Consider the following 18,579-nt stretch of genomic DNA (forward strand, 5'->3'; position numbering starts at 1 on the left):
CAGGCTTCGTCGGCGCCTTCGCGGCACGGGCCCCCCGACACTCATCGCACGTACCGGGTGCCACCCCCTGCCCGGCGCGCGCACGGCCCGACGAAGAGAGGCCATGAATGACCAGAGGACCACTGAGCCGTCCGGCGGCGCTGCTGTCGGCCGGGCTCGTGCTCGCCCTGCTGCCCACGGGGCGGGCCGGCGCCCTCGCCGCCGCGGGCACCGCGGACTCCGGGACCGCCGCCCCGGCGAAGGCGAGAGCCGCCGGTGCCGCGCACACCGTCACCCTCGTGACCGGCGACAAGGTGACCGTCACCGACCTCGGCGGCGGAAAGAGGACGGTCTCGGTCGTGCGCCCCCGGGGGGCCACCGGGGCCGTGCGCACCCAGGTCGCCGACGGCACCGTCACCGTCGTACCGGACGAGGCGCTGCCGTATCTGCGGGCCGGCACCCTCGACCGGCGGCTGTTCGACGTGAGCGAGCTGATACGCCAGGGGCTCACCGACCGGCAGACCGGTGAGCTGCCGCTGATCGTGACGTACGACCCGAAGGCGCGGACCACGGTCCCGGGCGGAGCCGAACGGACACGGTCGCTGCCGAGCATCCGCGGCGCGGCCGTCGACGCGGACAAGGGACGGACCTTCTGGAAGGCGCTGACCCGGCAGGAGGGGATCGGCAAGGTCTGGCTCGACGGGCGGGTCGAGGCCGACATGGCCGAGAGCAACGCACAGATCGGCACCCCGAAGGCCTGGGAGGCCGGGCTCACCGGCAAGGGCGTGACCGTCGCCGTCCTCGACACCGGAGTCGACACGAGCCACCCCGACCTGGCCGGCCGGGTCACGCGGACCCGGAGCTTCATCGACGGGGAGGAGGTCGCCGACCGCAACGGGCACGGCACACACGTCACCTCCACCGTGGGCGGCACCGGCGCGGCCTCCGACGGGCAGGAGAAGGGCGTCGCGCCCGAGGCCACGCTCGCCGTCGGCAAGGTGCTCAGCGACCAGGGTTCGGGCAGCGAGTCCCAGATCATCGCCGGCATGGAGTGGGCCGCGCGCGACGTGCACGCCAAGGTCGTCTCGATGAGCCTCGGTTCGACCGAGCCCAGCGACGGCACCGACCCCATGGCCGCGGCCGTCGACACCCTCTCGAAGGAGACCGGCGCCCTCTTCGTCATCGCCGCCGGCAACACCGGCGCCCCCTCCTCCATCGGCTCACCGGGTGCCGCCGACTCCGCCCTGACCGTCGGCGCGGTCGACTCCGCCGACGAGGCCGCCTACTTCACCAGCACCGGGCCCCGCTACGGCGACAACGCGCTCAAGCCCGACCTGTCCGCGCCGGGCGTCGACATCCTCGCCGCCCGCTCCCAGCTCGTGAGCGGCAGCGGCTACTACACCTCCATGAGCGGTACGTCGATGGCGACACCGCACGTCGCGGGCGTGGCCGCGCTGCTCGCCCAGGAACACCCCGACTGGACCGGTGCTCAGCTCAAGGACGCGCTGATGTCGACGTCGAAGCGACTCGACGCCTCCGTCTACGCGTTGGGCGCCGGCCGGGTGAGCGTCCCGGACGCCGTCGACGCGAAGGTCACCGCCACGGGCAGCGCCGACCTCGGCTTCCACAGCTGGCCCTACGAGGAGGACAAGCCGGTCACCAGGACGCTCACCTACACCAACTCCTCGGACGCGGCGGTGCGGTTGACGCTCGCCGCGGAGGGGGCCGGCGAGGGTGTCGCCACCCTCGCCGACACCACGCTCACGGTGCCCGCGCACGGCACCGCGTCCACCACGCTCACCGGCGACGGCTCGAAGGCGCCCGTGGGCCAGACGTCGGGGCGGATCGTGGCGTCGGCGGACGGCACGCCCGTCGCGCACACCGCGTTCGGGCTGGTCAAGGAGGAGGAGCGGTACACGCTCACCGTCCATGTGAAGGACCGGGACGGCGACCCGACCGCGGCCTACCTCGCCGTGCAGCAACTGGCGGCGGACGTCGACGCGTACTCCGCCTCCGTAGGGGACTCCGGCACCCTCGAACTGCGCCTCAGGCCCGGCACGTACAGCCTCACGTCCTTCCTCGACGTACGCGGCAGCCATGGCGCCGACTCCCTCGGCATCGGTTTCCTCGCCGCACCTCAGATCACCCTCGACCAGGACCGCGAAGTCACCCTGGACGGGCGGGCGTTGCGGGAGATCAGCGCGAAGGTCGACCGGCGCACCGAGACCCGGCAGCTGCTCATGGAGTACGACCGCAAGGGTGGTGGCTCCGACCTGTTCGGCGCGGTCCAGGTACCCGTCAAGTACGACAGCGTCTTCGCCGCGCCGACCCCGAGGGTCACCGAGGGCACCTTCGACTACCGGACCGTGTGGCGGCTCGGGAAGCCGCTCCTCGACGTCGTGGGCGTCAAGGCGGCGCTCGCCCAGCCGGGCGGCACCCTGATCGAGGGCCGCAGCAGGCTGCCGCTGGTCGACGTCGGGGACGGGCCGTTCACCGGGGTGAGCGGCAAGGCCGTCCTCGCTCGGCTCGCCGACGGCGTCGATCCGGCCGCGCTCGCCCAGGCGGCCCAGGACGCGGGCGCCAAGGCCCTGTTCGTCACCGACGACACGCCGGGACGCCTCAACGCCTGGTTCGGCACGGACGACAACGCGGACCGGCCGCTGCAGATCGCCACCGTGAACGCGGCGGACGCGGCACGGCTGCGCGCGACCCGGACCGTCGACATGACCGGCACGCGCAACACGCCCTACGTGTACGACCTTTCGCACGGTTACCGGAACGCCGTGCCGGACCGCAGTCTCACCTACGAACCCAAGCGCGGTGAACTGGCCGTGCTGGACACCAGGTTCCACGCCGCGAAGCCCGTCTCGGGCAGCGAGTTCCGCTACTCGATCGCCGACCCGTTCCCCGTCGGCCTCGGCTTCCAGGAGCGGATCGACTACCCGGCCGAGCGGACCGACTACGTCTCCACCGGCCCCGGACAGACCTGGATGGAGTCCGTCAACGTCGGGGAGGGCGCGCTGGAGGAGCGCAGCGGCCTGGTCCCCTACCGGGGCGGCACCCACGAGACCCTGAACTGGTTCAAGCCGGTCTGGCACCCCTGGCTCGGCACCGGACTGGGCTGGGGCCAGCAACGCGCGGGCAACCAGATCCAGTTCAACACGCCCGGCTGGGGCGACTCCGGCCCCGACCACACCGGCTTCGGCGACGTGTGGAGCGAGGACACCGGGATGACCCAGTTCACCGAGGTCTATCAGGACGGTGTCCTGGTCGATCAGGGGAAGAGCTCCGCCGGATACGTCTGGGACGCGCCCGCCGACGAGCACACCTACAAGGTCGTCACGGACACGACCCTCGACCCGGAGCGCTGGAGGCTCTCCACGAAGGGCCACACCGAGTGGACCGTCCGGTCGGCGGCCACCCCCGAGGACCACTACACCTTCCTCCCGCTCATCAACCTCGGCTACGACCTCGACACGGACCTCGCGGGCGACGTGCGCGGCGGCCGCGTCCCGGTGAGCGTCTACGCCGAGTACGTGAAGGGCGCGCCGGACACCGGAACGATCGGCGGCGGAAAGCTGGAGGTGTCCTACGACGACGGGACGACCTGGAAGAGCGTCCCGCTCACCGGCGGCGGCAAGGCCCGCTGGAACGGCACGCTGAACGTGCCGCGCGACGCCGCGTTCGTGTCGCTGCGGGCCTTTGCCCGGGACGACCGGGGCGGCACGGTCGGCCAGGAGACCGTCCGGGCGGTGGGCGTCCGGTGACCGGCCGCCGGGCGGCGGGTTCCCCGGGGGAGAGCCCGCCGTCCGGCACACCACCGCGAACGGGTGGGCCGCCGCGCGCTCGCCCCGCACCAGGCCGTCACCGGTGATGACGGCCCGTCGAGCAGGCCGCCGTCGGTTCCTCTTGGGAGGGAGGAGCCGACGGCGGCCGTCCGTTCAGCCTCCCGGGGGGTTGCGGCTCAGCCTCCTGGACAGTGCGGCTCGGCCTCCCGGGAGGTGCGGTTCAGCCTCCCGGGAGGTGTGGCGAGATGCCCCGGATCACTCCCAGGTCCAGCAGATCCTGCGGCCGCAGCCGGAGTTGAGCCGCCGTGGCCCGGACCTCGGCGGCGGGACGCTTGAGGATGGCGGCCGCCGACTCCGGCGCGATGACGGAGAAGTAACTGTCCGGTGTGGCCCAGGTGCTGCCCGGAGCGGCCAGCGCCAGCGCACCGCCCGAACCGCCCTCGCCGATCACCAGCGTGGTGACGGGCGTCCGGGCCGTGGCGACCGCCGCGAACAGGTCCGCGATCGCCGCGCCGGCCCCCTGCCGCTCCGCGAGCGCGTCGTTCGCGGCGCCCGGGGTGTCCACCAGCGTCAGGACCGGGATGCCGAGCCGCCCGGCCATCCGGATCAGCCGGGCGGCCGTACGGTACCCGGCGGGACGGGTCGGGGTCCCGCGCTGTGCGGCGTACGCGACGGTCCGCCCGTCGTACGCGCGGCCGAAGCCGCACAGCACGCCGTCGTCCGTGCCGCCGCAGCGGTCGCCGCCGATCGCCGCCCGGCGGGTGAAATAGGCATCCAAGTAGGCCTCGGCGCGCGGGCGTTCGGCGGCCCTGGCGCGCTGTACCGCGTCCCAGCCGGTCGCGGGCGGATCGGTCGTCTCGCCCAGCGCGGCCGGGACCGGCGCCGCCCCGGTGGAGGGCCGGGTGAGCAGGTCCAGCCACAGGGCGAGCGCCTCCCGCAGCCCGTCCTGCGGTACGAGGGCGTCGACCGAGCCCGCCGCGACCTGCGCCTCGGCCGTGTACGCGGCCGGGTCCGCGTCGGGCGGGCGGACCCGGGAACCCGCGAAGGCGACCTGGGCGCCCGGCAGCGCCAGGGTCACATCGGCGCCCGCGCCGAGCGTGGCCCAGCCGCCGCCCGTCGTGGGGTCGCGCAGGACCGCGATCTGCGCGAGTCCCGCTTCCCTGGTGAGCGCCGACTGCCGTGCCACCCGCTGGAGCTGGGTCAGCGCGAGCATGCCCTCCTGCATCCGGCTGCCGCCCGTGGCGACGAGCGCGACGACGGGCAGCCGGTGCGTACGGGCATGGTCGTAGGCCGCCTCCAGCCGGTCCCCGGTGCGCTCTCCGAGGGAACCGCCGAGGAAGCCGAACTCGAAGGCGACGAGGACGGCGGTGACCGGACCGAGCGGAGGCCTGCCGTCGATCGTCGTGCCGAAACTCGCCGTCCCGAAGGTCGCGGTGCCGCAGACGACGGACTCCTCCTCGCCGGTGCGGTCCGCCGCGTACGCCCGCGCCTCGCCGTACCCCTGCCAGGAGAGCGGGCCGTCGGGCGGGAACGTGCCCTCGGGCGAGGGGAGTTCGGCGAAGCTGTCGGTGACCAGGGCGATGGCCTCACGGGCCGAGATCCGTTCAGTCACGCGGCAGCTCCCGCTTCAGGATCTTGCCCATGTCGTTGCGGGGCAGCTCGTCCAGGAAACGCACGGTGCGGGGCCGTTTGTGCGGGGCCAGCCGGCGGGCGACGTGATCGGCCAGCGCGTCCGCGGACGGCGGCGCGTGCGGGTCCACCGGGACGATCCAGGCCGCGACCCGCTCACCGAGGTCGGCGTCCGGTTCGCCGGCGACGGCGGCCTCGCGCACCCCGGGGTGTTCGAGGAGCGCGTTCTCGATCTCGCCCGCGCCGATCTTGTAGCCGCCGCTCTTGATCAGGTCGGTGGCCTTGCGGCCGACGATACGGACCGAGCCGTCGGGGTCGAGGACCGCCATGTCACCCGTGCGGAACCAGCCGTCCGCCGTGTACGCGGCGGCGGTGGCGTCGGGCCGGTTCAGGTACTCGGTGAAGAGATTCGGCCCGCGTACCTGGATCTCGCCGACACTCCCGCCGTCGTACGCCCCGGCCGGGGTCCCGTCGGCCTCGTACCAGGCGATCGTCGTCCCGTCCTCCTCGACGAGCCGCAGACCGACGCCGGGCAGCGGCACACCGACCGTCCCGGGGCGGACCTCCCCGTCCGCCCGCACGCTGGTGTTCATCAGGGTCTCCGTCATGCCGTACCGCTCGACGACCCCGCGACCGGTCGCGGCCCTGATCCGCTCGTGGTCGTGCGGGGGCAGCGCCGCGGAGCCCGACACCAGCAGCCGCGCCCGGCCCAGCGCCCCGGCGAGCCCGGGGTCATCGCCGAGCGCCTCGGCGAGCCGGTGGTACATCGTCGGCACCCCGAACAGCATGGTCGCCCCGGCGTCCAGTTCCCGCGCCACGCCCTCCGCGCTGAACCGGCCCAGATGCCGCACGGACCCGCCGCGCCGCAGCGGGCCCAGGATGCCGATGATCAGCCCGTGCACATGGAACAGCGGCAGGCCGTGCACCAGCACGTCGTCGCCGGTCCACTGCCAGGCGTCGGCCAGGGCGTCCAGGGTCGCGGCGATCGCCCGGCGCGGGATGACCGCGCCCTTGGGCGGACCGGTGGTGCCGGAGGTGTAGACGACCAGGGCGGGGGCGGCGGGGTCGGTGACGGTCCCGGGGGCCGCGGCGGAGGCGATGGGCCCGGCGGGCGCGGAGGAGCCCCGGGTCCCCGCGCCACCCGCTACCCCGGCCGCCGCCCCCGTGTCCGCCTTCCCATCGGCCTTCGCGTTCACCTCGACGTCGATACGGTCCAGCGTCCCGAGCGGAGCGGGAAGGACGTCCCCCGGAGCCGCGAGCACCAGGGACGGCCTGCTGTCCCCCACGATGTGGCCGAGTTCCGTCTCCCCCGACTTCGGGTTCAGCGGCACGGCCGGCACCCCGGCGAGCAGCGCCGCGACGACGCCGACGGCCGTCTCCAGGGTCGGCGTCGCCCAGACGGCGACCCTCCCGGCACCGCCGAGCCCTGCGGCCAGCGCTTGAGCGGAGGCGGCCAGTTCCGCGTACGTCAGGGACCGGTCGCCGAAGCGCAGCGCGGACCGGTCCGCGACCGAACCGCCCACCAGGGCCGGGAAGAGGGAGAACACGAGGACTCCTTGCCGAGAGGACTTCACCGGGAGGGACAGGCTCTTCCTACACGATCGGGCTCCGGGTTCGGGCTGCCTGCCGCACGATCGCGCCGAGGACGTGGAGGGGGCGCGCAGGCGCCGTAAGGATCGTTCCCAAACCGGGAACGATCGCCGGGGAACCGTGGCGTGGACGGACCCGGACACGTAGGGTCGGCCTCGCGTCACAACTTGACGAGTCAACTGCCGGGAGACCTTTGGTGAGTGAGTCCCCGTCGCACCTTCCCGGCGTCCTGCCCGACGGCGAGGGGGCGGAGCGATGACGACGAGGCCGTCCGGCTCCGTCGGAAGGTTCGTGGCGGCGCTGCGTCCGCGCGGAGCCCGCTCCGAGATGCGGGCGCTCGCGGTGGAGCTCGGCCGGGTACTGCGCAGAAGGATCGATACGCCCGTCGACATGCGGGAGCTGGCGCAGGCCCTCTGCGAGGAGATGAGCCGGCGCCGGGGCGGCCGTCCGGTCCAGCTCCGCTTCGAGCGCTTCCCCGACGAGATCGAAGTCACCGGTCTGTGGATGGAGTTCGGCGACTTCGACCTCGTCGTCGTCGAGGAGCGCGCCGAGACGGTGCAGCAACTCGTCATCCTGGGGCACGAGTTGTGGCACATGAAGGAAGGCCACCGAGACCACCACGTGGACGGCGCCAGGGCCGTCGCACGGGCGGCCCTCTCGGACCGTTCCGGCTGGCACGACTCCGGTCCCCGGGCGACGCCGTTCCGGCAGGAGGTCGCCCGCGCCGTCGCCGCCCGCGACGGATCACGTCAGGCGGACGAGGCTCAGGCCGAGGCCTTCGGCCTGCAACTGGCGAGCGTCTTCCGCACCTGGGTGACCGGCCCCGGCGACAGCGCCCCCGTCGACCCGGTGGGCCGCGCCATCGAGACCTCCCTCGGTTACCGCAGGCCCCAGGACTGACCCACGGGTCCCCGTACCTGTCCGGTCCGGCAGGTCCTAGCTGAACCGGAGTCCGCCCGGACGGGCCGCCGCCTCGACCACGTCCGCGACGACGCAGCTGACGTTGTCCGGGCCGCCGGCGTCGTTCGCCGCCCCGATCAGGGCCCGGACGGCCGCGTCGGGATCGGTGGCGGAGGCGAGAAGCCGCTCGATCCCCTCGTCCGGCACGACGGTGGACAGGCCGTCCGAGCAGAGCAGGTAGCGGTCGCCCGGCCGGACGTCGTGCAGCCGCAGATCGGGTACGTTCGCGTCGCTGCCCAGCGCCTTGAGCAGGATGGCGCGCTGCGGATGCGTGGTCGCCTCCTCCGGGGTGAGGCGGCCCTCGTCGATCATCGACTGGACCACCGTGTGGTCGTGGGTGATCCGGAGCAGCCCGCCCTCGCGCAGGAGATAGGCCCGGGAGTCCCCGATGTGGACGAGCGCGAGCTGGGAGCCGGTCCACACCAGGGCGGTGAGCGTGCTGCCGGTGCCGTCTCCGTCCGGGGTCCCGTCCGTGGCGTGTCGCGGCACCAGGTCCGCCACGGCCTGTGCCGCGCCCTCCACGGCGTCCTCCAGCAGGTTGAGCACGCCGCCGGCCGACAGCGGCTCGTCGTCCAGGAACGTGAGGGCCCGTACCGCCGCCGTGCTCGCGGGGGCGCCGCCCGGCCCGCAGCCGTCGGCGACCGCGAGGACACGGGCGCCCGCGTGGACGCTGTCCTGGTTCGCCGCACGGACCAGACCGGTGTCGGAGTGTGCGGAGTAGCGGAGTTCCAGCATGCTGGTGTCCTTTCCTGGGGACGGTGACAGATGGTTCACGAGGAACGCGGCCAGATCCCGGCGGGCGGCCGTCTCGGCCTCGACCTCTGCCCAGTACGCCGTGATCTCCCGCGCGGCCGGCCCCGGTTCCAGGGCGCACACCCGCCGGATGCGGGCGAGCGGCATGCCGAGCCGCCGCAGCCACGCGACCAGCCGGGCCCGGTGGAGCTGCTCGGCCGCGTAGTAGCGGTAACCGGTCTCGGGGTCCACCCGGGCGGGGCGCAGCAGCTCCAGCTCGTCGTAGAGCCGCAGCGCCTTGGGCGACAGCCGGGAGGCCTTCGCGAAGGCACCGATCGTCAGCATGTCCACACGTCCACCCCGTCGTTCCCGTGTCCGGGTCGTACCTGGTCCCGGCCCTGATTCTGGTTCCTCGTCGTTGCGTCACCGATGCTGGGCCCTGCCCCATGGTGAAGGTCAAGTGCGGCCCGTCGGGGGGCGCGGGCGGTTGTTACGCTGCGGCGGGGTTGCCCCGGGACGGCGTACCGACGGGGTGCGCCCGATGCCGTGCACCGTCGCCGTGCGCAGGTGCCGGTGCCGTACGAGGAGGAGTCCGTAGTGGCCCGTATCGCGCTCGTCACCTACGACCCGGGCGCGGAGCCCGGCGCGGACCGGGATCTGCCGGTGCTGAGGGAAGCCCTGGAGGACGCCGGGGCGGCGGCGGAGATCGTGCACTGGGACGATCCCGCGGTCGACTGGGCGCGGTTCGATCTGGCGCTGATCCGGTCGACCTGGGACTACAGCCGGCGTGTGGCGGAGTTCGTGGGGTGGGCGGAGCGGTGCGCGGGGCTCACGCGGCTGATGAATCCGGCGCCGGTCGTGCGCTGGAACACGGACAAGCGGTACCTCGGCGAGCTGGCGGACGCGGGGGTGCCGGTCGTGCCGACGCGGTATCTCGCGCCGGGGGACCCGGTCGACCTGCCCGGCGAGCACGACTTCGTCGTGAAGCCCACGGCGGGGGCGGGGGCGCGCTATGCCGCCCGGTACACGCCGAAGGAGCGGGAGACGGCCCTCGCGCAGCTCGCGCGGATGCACGCCGAAGGGCTGACCGCCATGGTCCAGCCGTACGTGACGGACATCGACACCCGGGGCGAGCGGGCGCTCCAGTTCTTCGGCGGACGGCTGCTGCACGCCAGTCGCAAGGGGGCCGTGCTGGAGCCGGGGACGCCGTACGACGGGGACAAGACGCCGCACCCGCGCCTGGAGGTCTGGGAGCCGACCGCAGCCGAACTGGCCGTCGCCGAAAGGGCGTTGGCCGCCGTTCCGGGAGGCGCGGACAGCGTGCTCTACGCCCGGGTCGACCTTGTCGACGGCGCCGACGGCGAGCCCTGGCTGATGGAGTTGGAGCTCGTCGAGCCGAACCTCTTCCTGTGGCTCCACCCCGGATCGCTGCCCGTCGTCGTGGACCGGATCATCGAGGCCGTCACCCTCTGAGGGGGCTCGTCCCGGAACCCTCGTCCACGGGGCCCTTGACGCCCACCCGTTGCAGCAGCCCCCAGGTGAACTCCGCCGCGCACGCGTGCGGTACGCCCGAGGCGTCGGGCGCTGTGAACGCCAGACCCCACCGGGTGGGGGCCGTGCCCTCCAGGGGCCGGGCGGGGGCGAAGGCGCGGGCCGCCTCGTCGACCGTGCAGCACCACGGGGCCAGGTCCTCCAGGGTCTCCAGCGCCGGGGCGGGGGCGCCCGGGGCCCGGACCAGCCATTCGTTCCAGGCGACGCCGTTCGGGGCGAGCAGGACCTCGAAGCGCAGACCGGGCCACAGCGGCACCGGCCATTGCAGGGCCTCGCAGGTCAGATCGCCGATCCGGCGCTCGCGCGCGGACTCGGGGGCCCCGAGGACCGAGCGGTAGCGCGAGGCGGCGGACCGTGCGTGCGGGGTGCGCAGCATCGCCTGCCAGCGCCGGTTGGCCTCGCGCATGTCCGCGATGGACACCCCCAGTTCGTGACGGGCGTCCTCGACCAGGTCGGGATTGTGGTCGGCCATGCGGCGCAGCAGGACGAGCTGGAATGAGAGCGGGGTGAAGGGGGTGGCGGGGCGTTTGGCCGGCATGCGCTCCATGGTCGCGCACCCGTCCCCCGTCGGGGCCGGGGAGGGAACGCGAAGGCCCCCGCATGGCCGGCCAGGTCAGGCCTGACCCGGTCAGGCCTGACCAGGTTCGGTCAAGCTCGACCGGCTCGGCCGGGCCCAAGCCGCTCGGCCGCCCGGGCCCGGGTCCGCCCGGGCCCGGACGGTCGGGCCCGGGCAGGTCCGGCAGGAACCGTTCGTGTCGCCGGGGCGCGGATCGTCGTGAGCCGGCGTGGGGGCGGGCGAGCGGGGGGACCGCAAACCATTGCCCGCCCCCGGGCGAATGACTAGCCTGTGTTCGTCATCCCGATCGTCTGTTGAAATTTCGAACAAAAGAGAGGGGCCGGTTGTGGGACGCCTCGTACCTGCCGTGACCCGGGCTCTGGACATACTGGAGCTCTTTCTCGACGGGGACGGGACGCTCTCCGCCCCCGACATCGTGCGCAGGCTCCAGCTGCCGCGCACGACCGTGCACGAGCTGGTGACCACGCTCGCCGCCCGCTCGTACATCGTGCAGGTGCCCGGCCAGCCGGGACGCTACCGGCTCGGCGTGCGCCCGTACCAGCTCGGCAGCCGCTACGCCGAGCAGCTCGACCTCGCGGCCGAGGGTCAGCAGGTCGCCCGTTCCGTCGCCGAGACCTGTGACGAGACCGTACACGTGGCGATCCTCGAAGGCACCGATGTCATCTACATCGCGAAGGTCGACTCCACGCACGCGGTGCGCATGGTCTCGGCGGCGGGCCGCAGGCTTCCCGCGCACTGCACCTCCGTCGGCAAGATGCTGCTCGCCTCCCTCTCAGGGCCGGAGCTGACCTCGCGCGTCCCGGACGACGCCGACCTCGTGGCGATGACCCCGAACAGCATCACCGAGCCGGGCGCCCTGCGCGAGGCCCTCGTCGAGATCCGCCGGCGCGGGATCGCCGTGGAGAGCCGCGAGTCCAACCCGGACGTGAGCTGTGTCGCCGCCCCCGTGCGCGACCGGGCCGGACAGGTCGTCGCCGCGCTGTCGATCTCCGTGCCGATGATCCGCTGGAGCGACGAGCGCCGCGTCGAACTGGAGCAGCTCGCGGTGAAGGGCGCCGCGGAACTGTCCGAGCGGCTCGGCCACCGGAACGCGCGGTGAGTGCCGTCGAGGTCGCGGTCCGGGCGCACGCGGCGCTCGGCGAGGGCCCGACCTGGGACGCCCGGGCGGGGCGGCTCGTCTGGGTGGACGTCCTCGGCTCCCGGATCCACACCTACGACCCCGTCTCCGGCCGCCGCACGGTGCTGGCCACCAAACAGCACGTGGGTGCGGCCAAGCCCCGGGCCGGGGGTGGACTGGTCGTCAACCTCCGTGACGGAGTGGGTCTGTACGGTCCGGCGGAGTCCGGCGAGTCCGCCGCGGCGGCCGGGGGATCCACCGGGACGGCACCGGCCGGCGGCTCGTTCCGCTGGCTGCACCGGGAGCCCGTGCCCGGCCGGCGGGCCAACGACGCGGCCGTCGCGCCCGACGGCTCGCTGTGGTGCGGCACCATGCGCTACGACGAGGCGCCCGGCGGCGGCACGCTCGCACGGATCGCCCCCGACGGCACGGTCCGGCCCCTCCTCGATGACGTGAGCGTCAGCAACGGCATCGGCTGGGCCCCCGACGGCCGCCGGGTCTACTACATCGACTCGCCGACCCGCCGCATCGACGTGTTCGACATCGGGGACGATCAACTGCCGGTCGACAGGCGTCCGTTCGCCACCGTGGAGGACGGATTCCCCGACGGTCTGACGGTGGACGCGGAGGGTGGCGTCTGGGTCGCCCTCTGGGACGGCGGAGCGGTCCGCCGCTACACGCCGGACGGCGCGCTGGACCGGGTTCTCGAACTGCCCGTCCGGCGCCCCACCGCCTGCGCGTTCGGCGGCGCCGACCTCACCGATCTCTACATCACCACCGCGCGTACGGGCCTCGCGGCACCGCACCCGATGTCCGGCTCCCTGCTCGTCGTCCCCGGCGCGGGCAAGGGTCTGCCGCAGCCGGAGTTCGCCGGATAGCCGCACGCCGGAGTCCGCCCGACAGCCGAACGCCCCCGAGTCCCCGCCCGGTTGACGACCACCGGGCGGGGACTCGTCCTTCTCGCGCCCGCCTTCTCCGGTGCCCGCTCTCCCGCGCAGCCGCCGCCGTTTCGAGCGCACCGTTTTTTGCGCGAACCATTGACGAGAAAGCGCTTCCTATCTACGGTCCCGTTCGAACATGCGGTCATCCTCCGAAATGTCGAACAGTGGGGCCACGGTATGGGACGACCTGGCTTGACGCGCAGGCAACTCCTGTCCACGGTGGGCGGGTTGACGGTCGCGGGCAGCCTCGGATTCGCCGCACTGGGCACCGGCGCGGACGCGCTCGCCTCGGGCGCGAGCACCCGGGTCCGGTACTGGAACCTCTTCACGGGAGGCGACGGAATCAATCAGGTCGCGATGACGGACGCCTTCCGCAAGGAACATCCGGACATCGCGGTCAAGGACTCCGCCGTTTCCAAAACCGGATGCCCGCCGGTCCTCCAGTACCCGCAGCCGACGCGTCTTGGTGTGCCACTCCCGCCGACTCCGACAACCACCGGCAAGCCGCTTGCTGCCCTTCTCGCCGAGCGGGAGGGACAGCCGGTGCCGGATTGTGTTCACCCCGGCTTCGAGCTGCTGGATGTGCGCGGCCTGGCCGCGCCGGGCCAACGCCCACTGGTCATGCGTGGCTTTCGTCAACGACCCCGCCCACCGCGACGACGACAGCCCGGTCAGCTCCCGCTTGCGCGACGCCCACCCGTCGTTGTCGTGCTCCAGACCGGCCGCACACCGCAACTTGAGGTCCCGGGACGCCGGCGGACCGAGGTGGTCGCCGACCAGCCGCAGCACCGTCTCGTCCTGGGCGGTGAGGCACCTGAGCCGGTCCCGGACCGTCACACCCGACGGGCCGGGCACCACGAACGACGCCCCCACCGCCCGCAGCCCACCCGCACCACCCAACCCCACCCAAGGCGCCCCGAAAGGACACCATGCGCACCGCCCGCTTCGCCCTCGACCCCGCCTTCACCATCGGCGAGGTCGACCCCCGTCTCTTCGGTTCCTTCGTCGAGCATCTCGGCCGCTGCGTCTACACCGGCGTCTTCGAACCCGGCCACCCGGCGGCCGACGCCGACGGCCTGCGGACCGACGTGCTGGAGCTCGTCCGCGAGCTCGGTGTCACGGCCGTCCGCTACCCCGGCGGCAACTTCGTCTCCGGTTACGACTGGGAGGACTCGGTGGGCCCCGCCGAGGAGCGGCCGCGCCGCCTCGACCTCGCCTGGCGCTCCACCGAGTCCAACCGCTTCGGGCTCAGCGAGTTCATCGGCTTCGTACGGAAGATCGGCCCGCAGGCCGAGCCGATGATGGCCGTCAACCTCGGCACCCGCGGGGTCGCCGAGGCCCTGGCGCTCCAGGAGTACGCCAACCACCCCTCGGGGACCGCCCGTTCCGACCGGCGGATCGCGCACGGCGACAAGGACCCCTTCGGCATCCGGCTGTGGTGCCTCGGTAACGAGATGGACGGCCCCTGGCAGACCGGCCACAAGAGCGCGCGGGAATACGGCCGGCTCGCCGCCGAGACCGCCCGAGCGATGCGGCAGATCGAGCCCGGCCTCGAACTCGTCGCGTGCGGCTCGTCCGGACAGGGCATGGCGACCTTCGCCGAGTGGGAGGCGACGGTCCTCGCCGAGACGTACGACCTCGTCGACCACATCTCCCTGCACGCCTACTACGAGGAGACCGACGGCGACCGGGACTCCTTCCTCGCCTCCGCCGTCGACACCGAGTCGTTCATCGAGAACGTGGTGGCCACCTGCGACCACGTGGGCGCACGGCTGAAGTCCACGAAGAAGATCAACCTCTCCTTCGACGAATGGAACGTCTGGTACCAGAGCCGTCCCAACCCGCATCCGGTCGAGGACTGGCAGGAGGCCCCGCGCCTGCTGGAGGACGTCTACACCGTCACCGACGCGGTGGTCGTCGGCTCGCTGCTCATCGCGCTGCTGCGGCACGCGGACCGGGTGCGCGTCGCCTGCCTGGCCCAGCTCGTCAACGTCATCGCGCCGATCATGACCGAACCGGGCGGCCCCGCCTGGCGGCAGACGACGTTCCACCCGTTCGCGCAGGCCTCGGCCCACGGACGCGGGCAGGTCCTCGACGTCCGGGTGGACTCGCCGACGTACGCGACCCGCAAGCACGGCGAGGTGGACCTGCTGCACGCCACCGCGGTACGCGCGGAGGACGGCTCGGTGACCGTCTTCGCCGTCAACCGCAGCCAGGCCGAGCCGCTGCCGCTCGAAGTGGCCCTGAACCGGATGGGGCTGACGACGGTCGTCGAGCACAGCGCGCTCGCCGACGCCGACCCGGACGCCGTCAACAGCCTGCACGACCCGGAGCGGGTCACCCCGCACCCGGTCGAGGGGACCACGCTCCGGGACGGCACGCTCGGCGCCGTCCTGGAACCGCTGTCCTGGAACGTGATCAGGCTCGTGTAGGGCGCTCCCGCTCCCGCGCGGTCGTGGGGCCGGGGGAGGCGACCGGTGTCACCGGCACTCCTCCGGCCGCGCTGCCCAGCAGCGTCAGTTCCACCCGGCCGGGGCCGGCGGGTGTGGTCCCGTCCGACAGCACCGCGAGGGCCAGGGTGTTGTGCCCCCGGGTGCGCAGCACCCCGTTGGGGAGGACGAACGTGTGCTGCGGGCCCACGTCGTTGATGTACTGGCCCATGTTCCAGCCGTTCAGGAAGATCTGGGCACGATAGGCGCGGGACGGATCGTCCGTGAGGGTGAGCCCGATCGACGCGTCCACCCCGCTGTCCACACCGAGCCGGAATCCGGTGCGGTACCAGGTGACACCCTGGCGCCGCTCGGCTCGCGGGAGGCCGACGGCCTTCCAGCCGCCGTCCGCGAAGCCCGGAAGATGCCAGCCGTGCCGCTCCCCGTGCAGACCTCCGGCGTTGAGCGGTCCGCGCACCGGGTCGGGGGCCGCCGCGCCCTGGACGCGCCAGCGGACCGCCGGAGCGGCCCCCTCGAAGCTGACGGCCGTCAGCCCCCGGGCCGCCTTGTGCGTGTCGTCGGCCCTGCCGTCCTCGTCGTGCTGCATCCGCCGGACCAGGACGGACAGCACATGGGACCCCCGCTCCCGGGGCCGGACGGGAAAGGTGGCGGTGGCCGTCCAGGTCCCCTTGCGCACGGTCTTCTTGTCCGGCACCGGCATCCGGTGCGTGCCCAGCGGCTCACCGTCCAGCCAGGCCATCAACAGCCCCTGGGTACCGGTGACATAGGCCAGGGAGACGGAGTCCGCGTCGTCCGCGTCCGTGAAGTGTCCCCGGTACCAGACGTCTCCGTAGTGGAAGCCGTAGTCGTCGGCGAACAGCACGGGCTGCCCGGCGGGCACCGGGGTGACGCTGTGCGAGGACGTCCTGTCGGCGACCCGCCACCCGGTGTCGTCGTGATCGGCGGCCGACTCGGGGTTCTCCTCGGCCCGGCGCCAGCCGGTGAGCGCGGGCAGCCGCACCCGGCCCGGTCCGGCCAGCGGCCGCTCGGCCCGCAGACTCCCGGAGGCGGTGGCGTGGGCCTTCGACGCGTGGCCGTTCCAGACGAGTTCGTCCATTCCGCGCGGCCCCCACACCTCCAGGTCGGCCGCCCCCGTCGTGTCCCCGGTGAGATGGGCGGCCGTGCCGCGCAGGACGGCCGTGCGCAGCAGCGCCGGGCCGCGCACGAGCACCGGACCCGAGGGGGTGTCGTAGCGCCACAGCAGACGGGAGCTCTCGTCGTCGGCGAACAGCAGCAGGAGGGGAGCCGTGGTCCCGCCGCCCTCCACCCGGACCCGGGTGATGCCGTCGAGCACGGCGTCGATCCGCAGGATCCCGTCCTCGTAGCCGTACCCGGCGTCCCCGTCCAGCACGGTGACCTTCGGCTCGCTCGTGGCCTCCAGAGCGGTGCGGGTGGATTCGCCCGCCCGGCCCGTGAACACGGCGATGTCCTGCCGTCCCGCGGTCAGCCACAGCATCGGCTGGGCCGTGGACCAGCTCAGCTTCCGGCGCCCGAGAAGGATCCCGGCGGCGAGCAGCCGTGCGTCGAGACCCGGGACCGGCACCTCGACGTCCGTTCCGGCGAGCGTCACGGTCGCGAGGGACTCGGTGGGGGAGTCGTTGCGCAGCACGTGGAAGCGCGCGTTCGTGTCCGGATTGACCAGGTGGTACGCCTTGATGCCGGGGCCCGCACCCAGGCCGTCGCCGGGGAGCGGTTCGGCGCGGTCGAGCTTGGCCAGATCGGGCACCGACTGGAGCAGCCGGCCGATCTGGTGCATGGGCAGGAGCTTCCCGGTCGGCTGACGCGCCTCGTCGAGGGCGGCCCCGTAGTCGTACGACGTGTAGACGATCGGCGCGGGCAGCCAGCCCCAGGAGGTGCCGCCGAAGGTCATGTAGACGTTGTGGACCGTGATGCCGTTGGCGAGGTTGGTGAGGTAGAAGCGCCGTTCGTAGGCCGCGTCCCGGGTGCGGCGGGACTCGGCGTATCCGAGGCCGTCGAACTCCGCCCCGCCCCACGGATCGAACCAGCCGCCGCCGAACTCGGGGATGAACCCGGGGGTGTCCGGGCTGGCGGTCGAGCCGCCCTTCAGGCCGCCGGAGCCGAAGTGCCCCCAGTCCGGAGGGGTCTTGGAGGGGGAGGGGTAGCCGTCGAAGCCGTACAGGTAACGCCCGCGCTCGCCGCCCGCGTCGAAGGCGCCGGGGGCCCAGTGCCCGTTCCTGCCCTTGTCGTTGTGGAAGAGGGGGACGTCGATGCCGTCGGCGCGCACCTTGGCGTACAGGTGAGCCATGTAGTCGCGGCCCGCGGGCTCGTCCACGTGGTTGTCGTACTCGTTCTCCAGCTGGTACAGGATGATCGTGCCGCCGCCGTCGGTGCAGAGGTGGCGGGCGGCGATGCGGTCGACGGCGGTGAGCCACCTGTCGACGTGCTCCAGATAGGCGGGGTCGGAGGTGCGGGCCACTCCGGGGGTGACCGTCAGCCAGCCGGGGAAGCCGCCCGCGTCGACCTCGGCGTTGATGTACGGGCCGGGGCGCAGGATGACGTACAGCCCGGTCTCGGCGGCGGTGCGCAGGAAGAGGTCGAGGTCGCGGACCCCGGTGAAGTCGTGCTCCCCGGGGGCGGGGGAGTGGTAGTTCCACGCGACGTAGATGCTGACCGCGTTGTAGCCGTGGGCACGCATCTTCTGCAGGACGTCCCGCCACAGGGACGGGCTCGGCAGCCGGAAGGGGTGGAACTCGCCCGACCAGATCACCAGGCGCCTGCCGTCGATCAGCATCGAGTAGCGGTCGAATCCGACCGTGTGCGGGTGGCCGTCGGCGGTGGGCGGCGCGGGCGCGGGTCCGGTGGGTGCGAGGGGCGTCCTTCCGGCCGCGCGCGCCTCGTCGCTCCCGGAGCCGCTCATGGAGAGGCCGAGGGCCGCGGTGCCGGCGAGTGCGCTGAAGGTACGTCTGCTCAACACCATGCGGGTTCTCCCGGAGGACGGCGACGGGGATTCCCCCCGCTTCGTCCGAACCCGGGAAGCCGGGGAAGGTGCGGCCATTGTCCACATGGGCAGGTCATTCGATGGTCGTATGACGATCCCGGCGCGGGCGAATTACGCGATATGGCCGTGGGGGGGGGGGGGGGGGGGGGGGGGGGGCCCCCCCGCGGGGGGGGGGGGGGGGGGGGGGGGGGGGGGGGGCCCGGGGGGGGGGGCCCCCCCCCCGGCCCCTCACGTGCGTGAATTTCAGCCTCTCCGGCGTTTGAGGAG

At 73.4% G+C, this 18,579-nt stretch carries 11 protein-coding genes and 2 pseudogenes; 7 read left to right on the forward strand and 6 right to left on the reverse strand.

Features of this window, described 5'->3' with window-relative positions:
• The first annotated feature begins 107 nt into the window (after window positions 1–107).
• Complete coding sequence (locus ACF07B_RS02895) at window positions 108–3,746, forward strand: S8 family serine peptidase (RefSeq protein WP_392177525.1); 3,639 nt, start codon at window positions 108–110, stop codon at window positions 3,744–3,746.
• A 241-nt stretch (window positions 3,747–3,987) separates the two neighbouring features.
• Here ACF07B_RS02895 and ACF07B_RS02900 read toward each other — a convergent pair whose 3' ends face one another.
• The gene (locus ACF07B_RS02900) at window positions 3,988–5,379 is read right to left on the reverse strand and encodes a carboxyl transferase domain-containing protein (RefSeq protein WP_392177526.1); all 1,392 of its coding nucleotides are present in this window, start codon (window positions 5,377–5,379) and stop codon (window positions 3,988–3,990) included.
• Window positions 5,372–6,943: an acyl-CoA synthetase gene (locus tag ACF07B_RS02905; protein ID WP_392177527.1), complete on the reverse strand. Its 1,572-nt coding sequence runs from the start codon at window positions 6,941–6,943 to the stop codon at window positions 5,372–5,374. The genes ACF07B_RS02900 and ACF07B_RS02905 overlap by 8 nt, the downstream gene beginning before the upstream one ends.
• Window positions 6,944–7,241: 298 nt before the next feature.
• Between ACF07B_RS02905 and ACF07B_RS02910 the strand changes: the two genes are divergently transcribed.
• Window positions 7,242–7,886, forward strand: coding sequence for a toxin-antitoxin system, toxin component (locus tag ACF07B_RS02910; RefSeq protein ID WP_392177528.1), 645 nt, complete (start codon window positions 7,242–7,244; stop codon window positions 7,884–7,886).
• 36 nt (window positions 7,887–7,922) lie between these two features.
• Here the strand turns inward: ACF07B_RS02910 and ACF07B_RS02915 are convergent, their stop codons facing one another.
• Window positions 7,923–9,023, reverse strand: a complete 1,101-nt coding sequence (locus ACF07B_RS02915) for a MerR family transcriptional regulator (protein WP_392177949.1) — start codon at window positions 9,021–9,023, stop codon at window positions 7,923–7,925.
• A 252-nt stretch (window positions 9,024–9,275) separates the two neighbouring features.
• On the opposite strand from ACF07B_RS02915, the gene ACF07B_RS02920 reads away from it, so the two are divergent.
• The gene (locus tag ACF07B_RS02920) at window positions 9,276–10,151 is read left to right on the forward strand and encodes a RimK family alpha-L-glutamate ligase (RefSeq protein WP_392177950.1); all 876 of its coding nucleotides are present in this window, start codon (window positions 9,276–9,278) and stop codon (window positions 10,149–10,151) included.
• Here the strand turns inward: ACF07B_RS02920 and ACF07B_RS02925 are convergent.
• The gene (locus ACF07B_RS02925; protein WP_392177529.1) at window positions 10,141–10,776 is read right to left on the reverse strand and encodes a hypothetical protein; all 636 of its coding nucleotides are present in this window, start codon (window positions 10,774–10,776) and stop codon (window positions 10,141–10,143) included. The two genes, ACF07B_RS02920 and ACF07B_RS02925, sit on opposite strands and share 11 nt — an antisense overlap.
• A 355-nt stretch (window positions 10,777–11,131) precedes the next feature.
• Between ACF07B_RS02925 and ACF07B_RS02930 the strand changes: the two genes are divergently transcribed.
• The 3 genes and pseudogenes from ACF07B_RS02930 to ACF07B_RS02940 all read left to right on the forward strand — a co-directional run.
• Window positions 11,132–11,905 (forward strand): IclR family transcriptional regulator, encoded by a 774-nt coding sequence (locus ACF07B_RS02930; RefSeq protein WP_362402563.1) that lies wholly within the window; start codon window positions 11,132–11,134, stop codon window positions 11,903–11,905.
• Entirely contained in the window at window positions 11,902–12,801 is a 900-nt protein-coding gene (locus ACF07B_RS02935) for an SMP-30/gluconolactonase/LRE family protein (RefSeq protein ID WP_392177530.1), read from the forward strand. The genes ACF07B_RS02930 and ACF07B_RS02935 overlap by 4 nt, the downstream gene beginning before the upstream one ends.
• A 240-nt stretch (window positions 12,802–13,041) precedes the next feature.
• A pseudogene (locus tag ACF07B_RS02940) lies at window positions 13,042–13,278 on the forward strand (sugar transporter); the annotation flags it as partial.
• Window positions 13,279–13,296: 18 nt separating this feature from the next.
• Here ACF07B_RS02940 and ACF07B_RS02945 read toward each other — a convergent pair.
• Window positions 13,297–13,770 (reverse strand): annotated as a pseudogene (locus ACF07B_RS02945) (IS200/IS605 family accessory protein TnpB-related protein); the annotation flags it as partial.
• 23 nt (window positions 13,771–13,793) lie between these two features.
• Here ACF07B_RS02945 and ACF07B_RS02950 point away from each other — a divergent pair.
• On the forward strand, window positions 13,794–15,296 hold the full coding sequence (locus ACF07B_RS02950) for an alpha-N-arabinofuranosidase (RefSeq protein WP_392177531.1): 1,503 nt from the start codon (window positions 13,794–13,796) through the stop codon (window positions 15,294–15,296).
• Here ACF07B_RS02950 and ACF07B_RS02955 read toward each other — a convergent pair.
• Complete coding sequence (locus ACF07B_RS02955; protein WP_392177532.1) at window positions 15,283–18,291, reverse strand: beta-galactosidase; 3,009 nt, start codon at window positions 18,289–18,291, stop codon at window positions 15,283–15,285. The genes ACF07B_RS02950 and ACF07B_RS02955 overlap by 14 nt on opposite strands.
• Between the last annotated feature and the right edge of the window lie 288 nt (window positions 18,292–18,579).

Origin of the sequence: Streptomyces sp. NPDC015532, from assembly GCF_043078065.1 — a bacterium.
Taxonomy (GTDB): Bacteria; Actinomycetota; Actinomycetes; order Streptomycetales; family Streptomycetaceae; genus Streptomyces.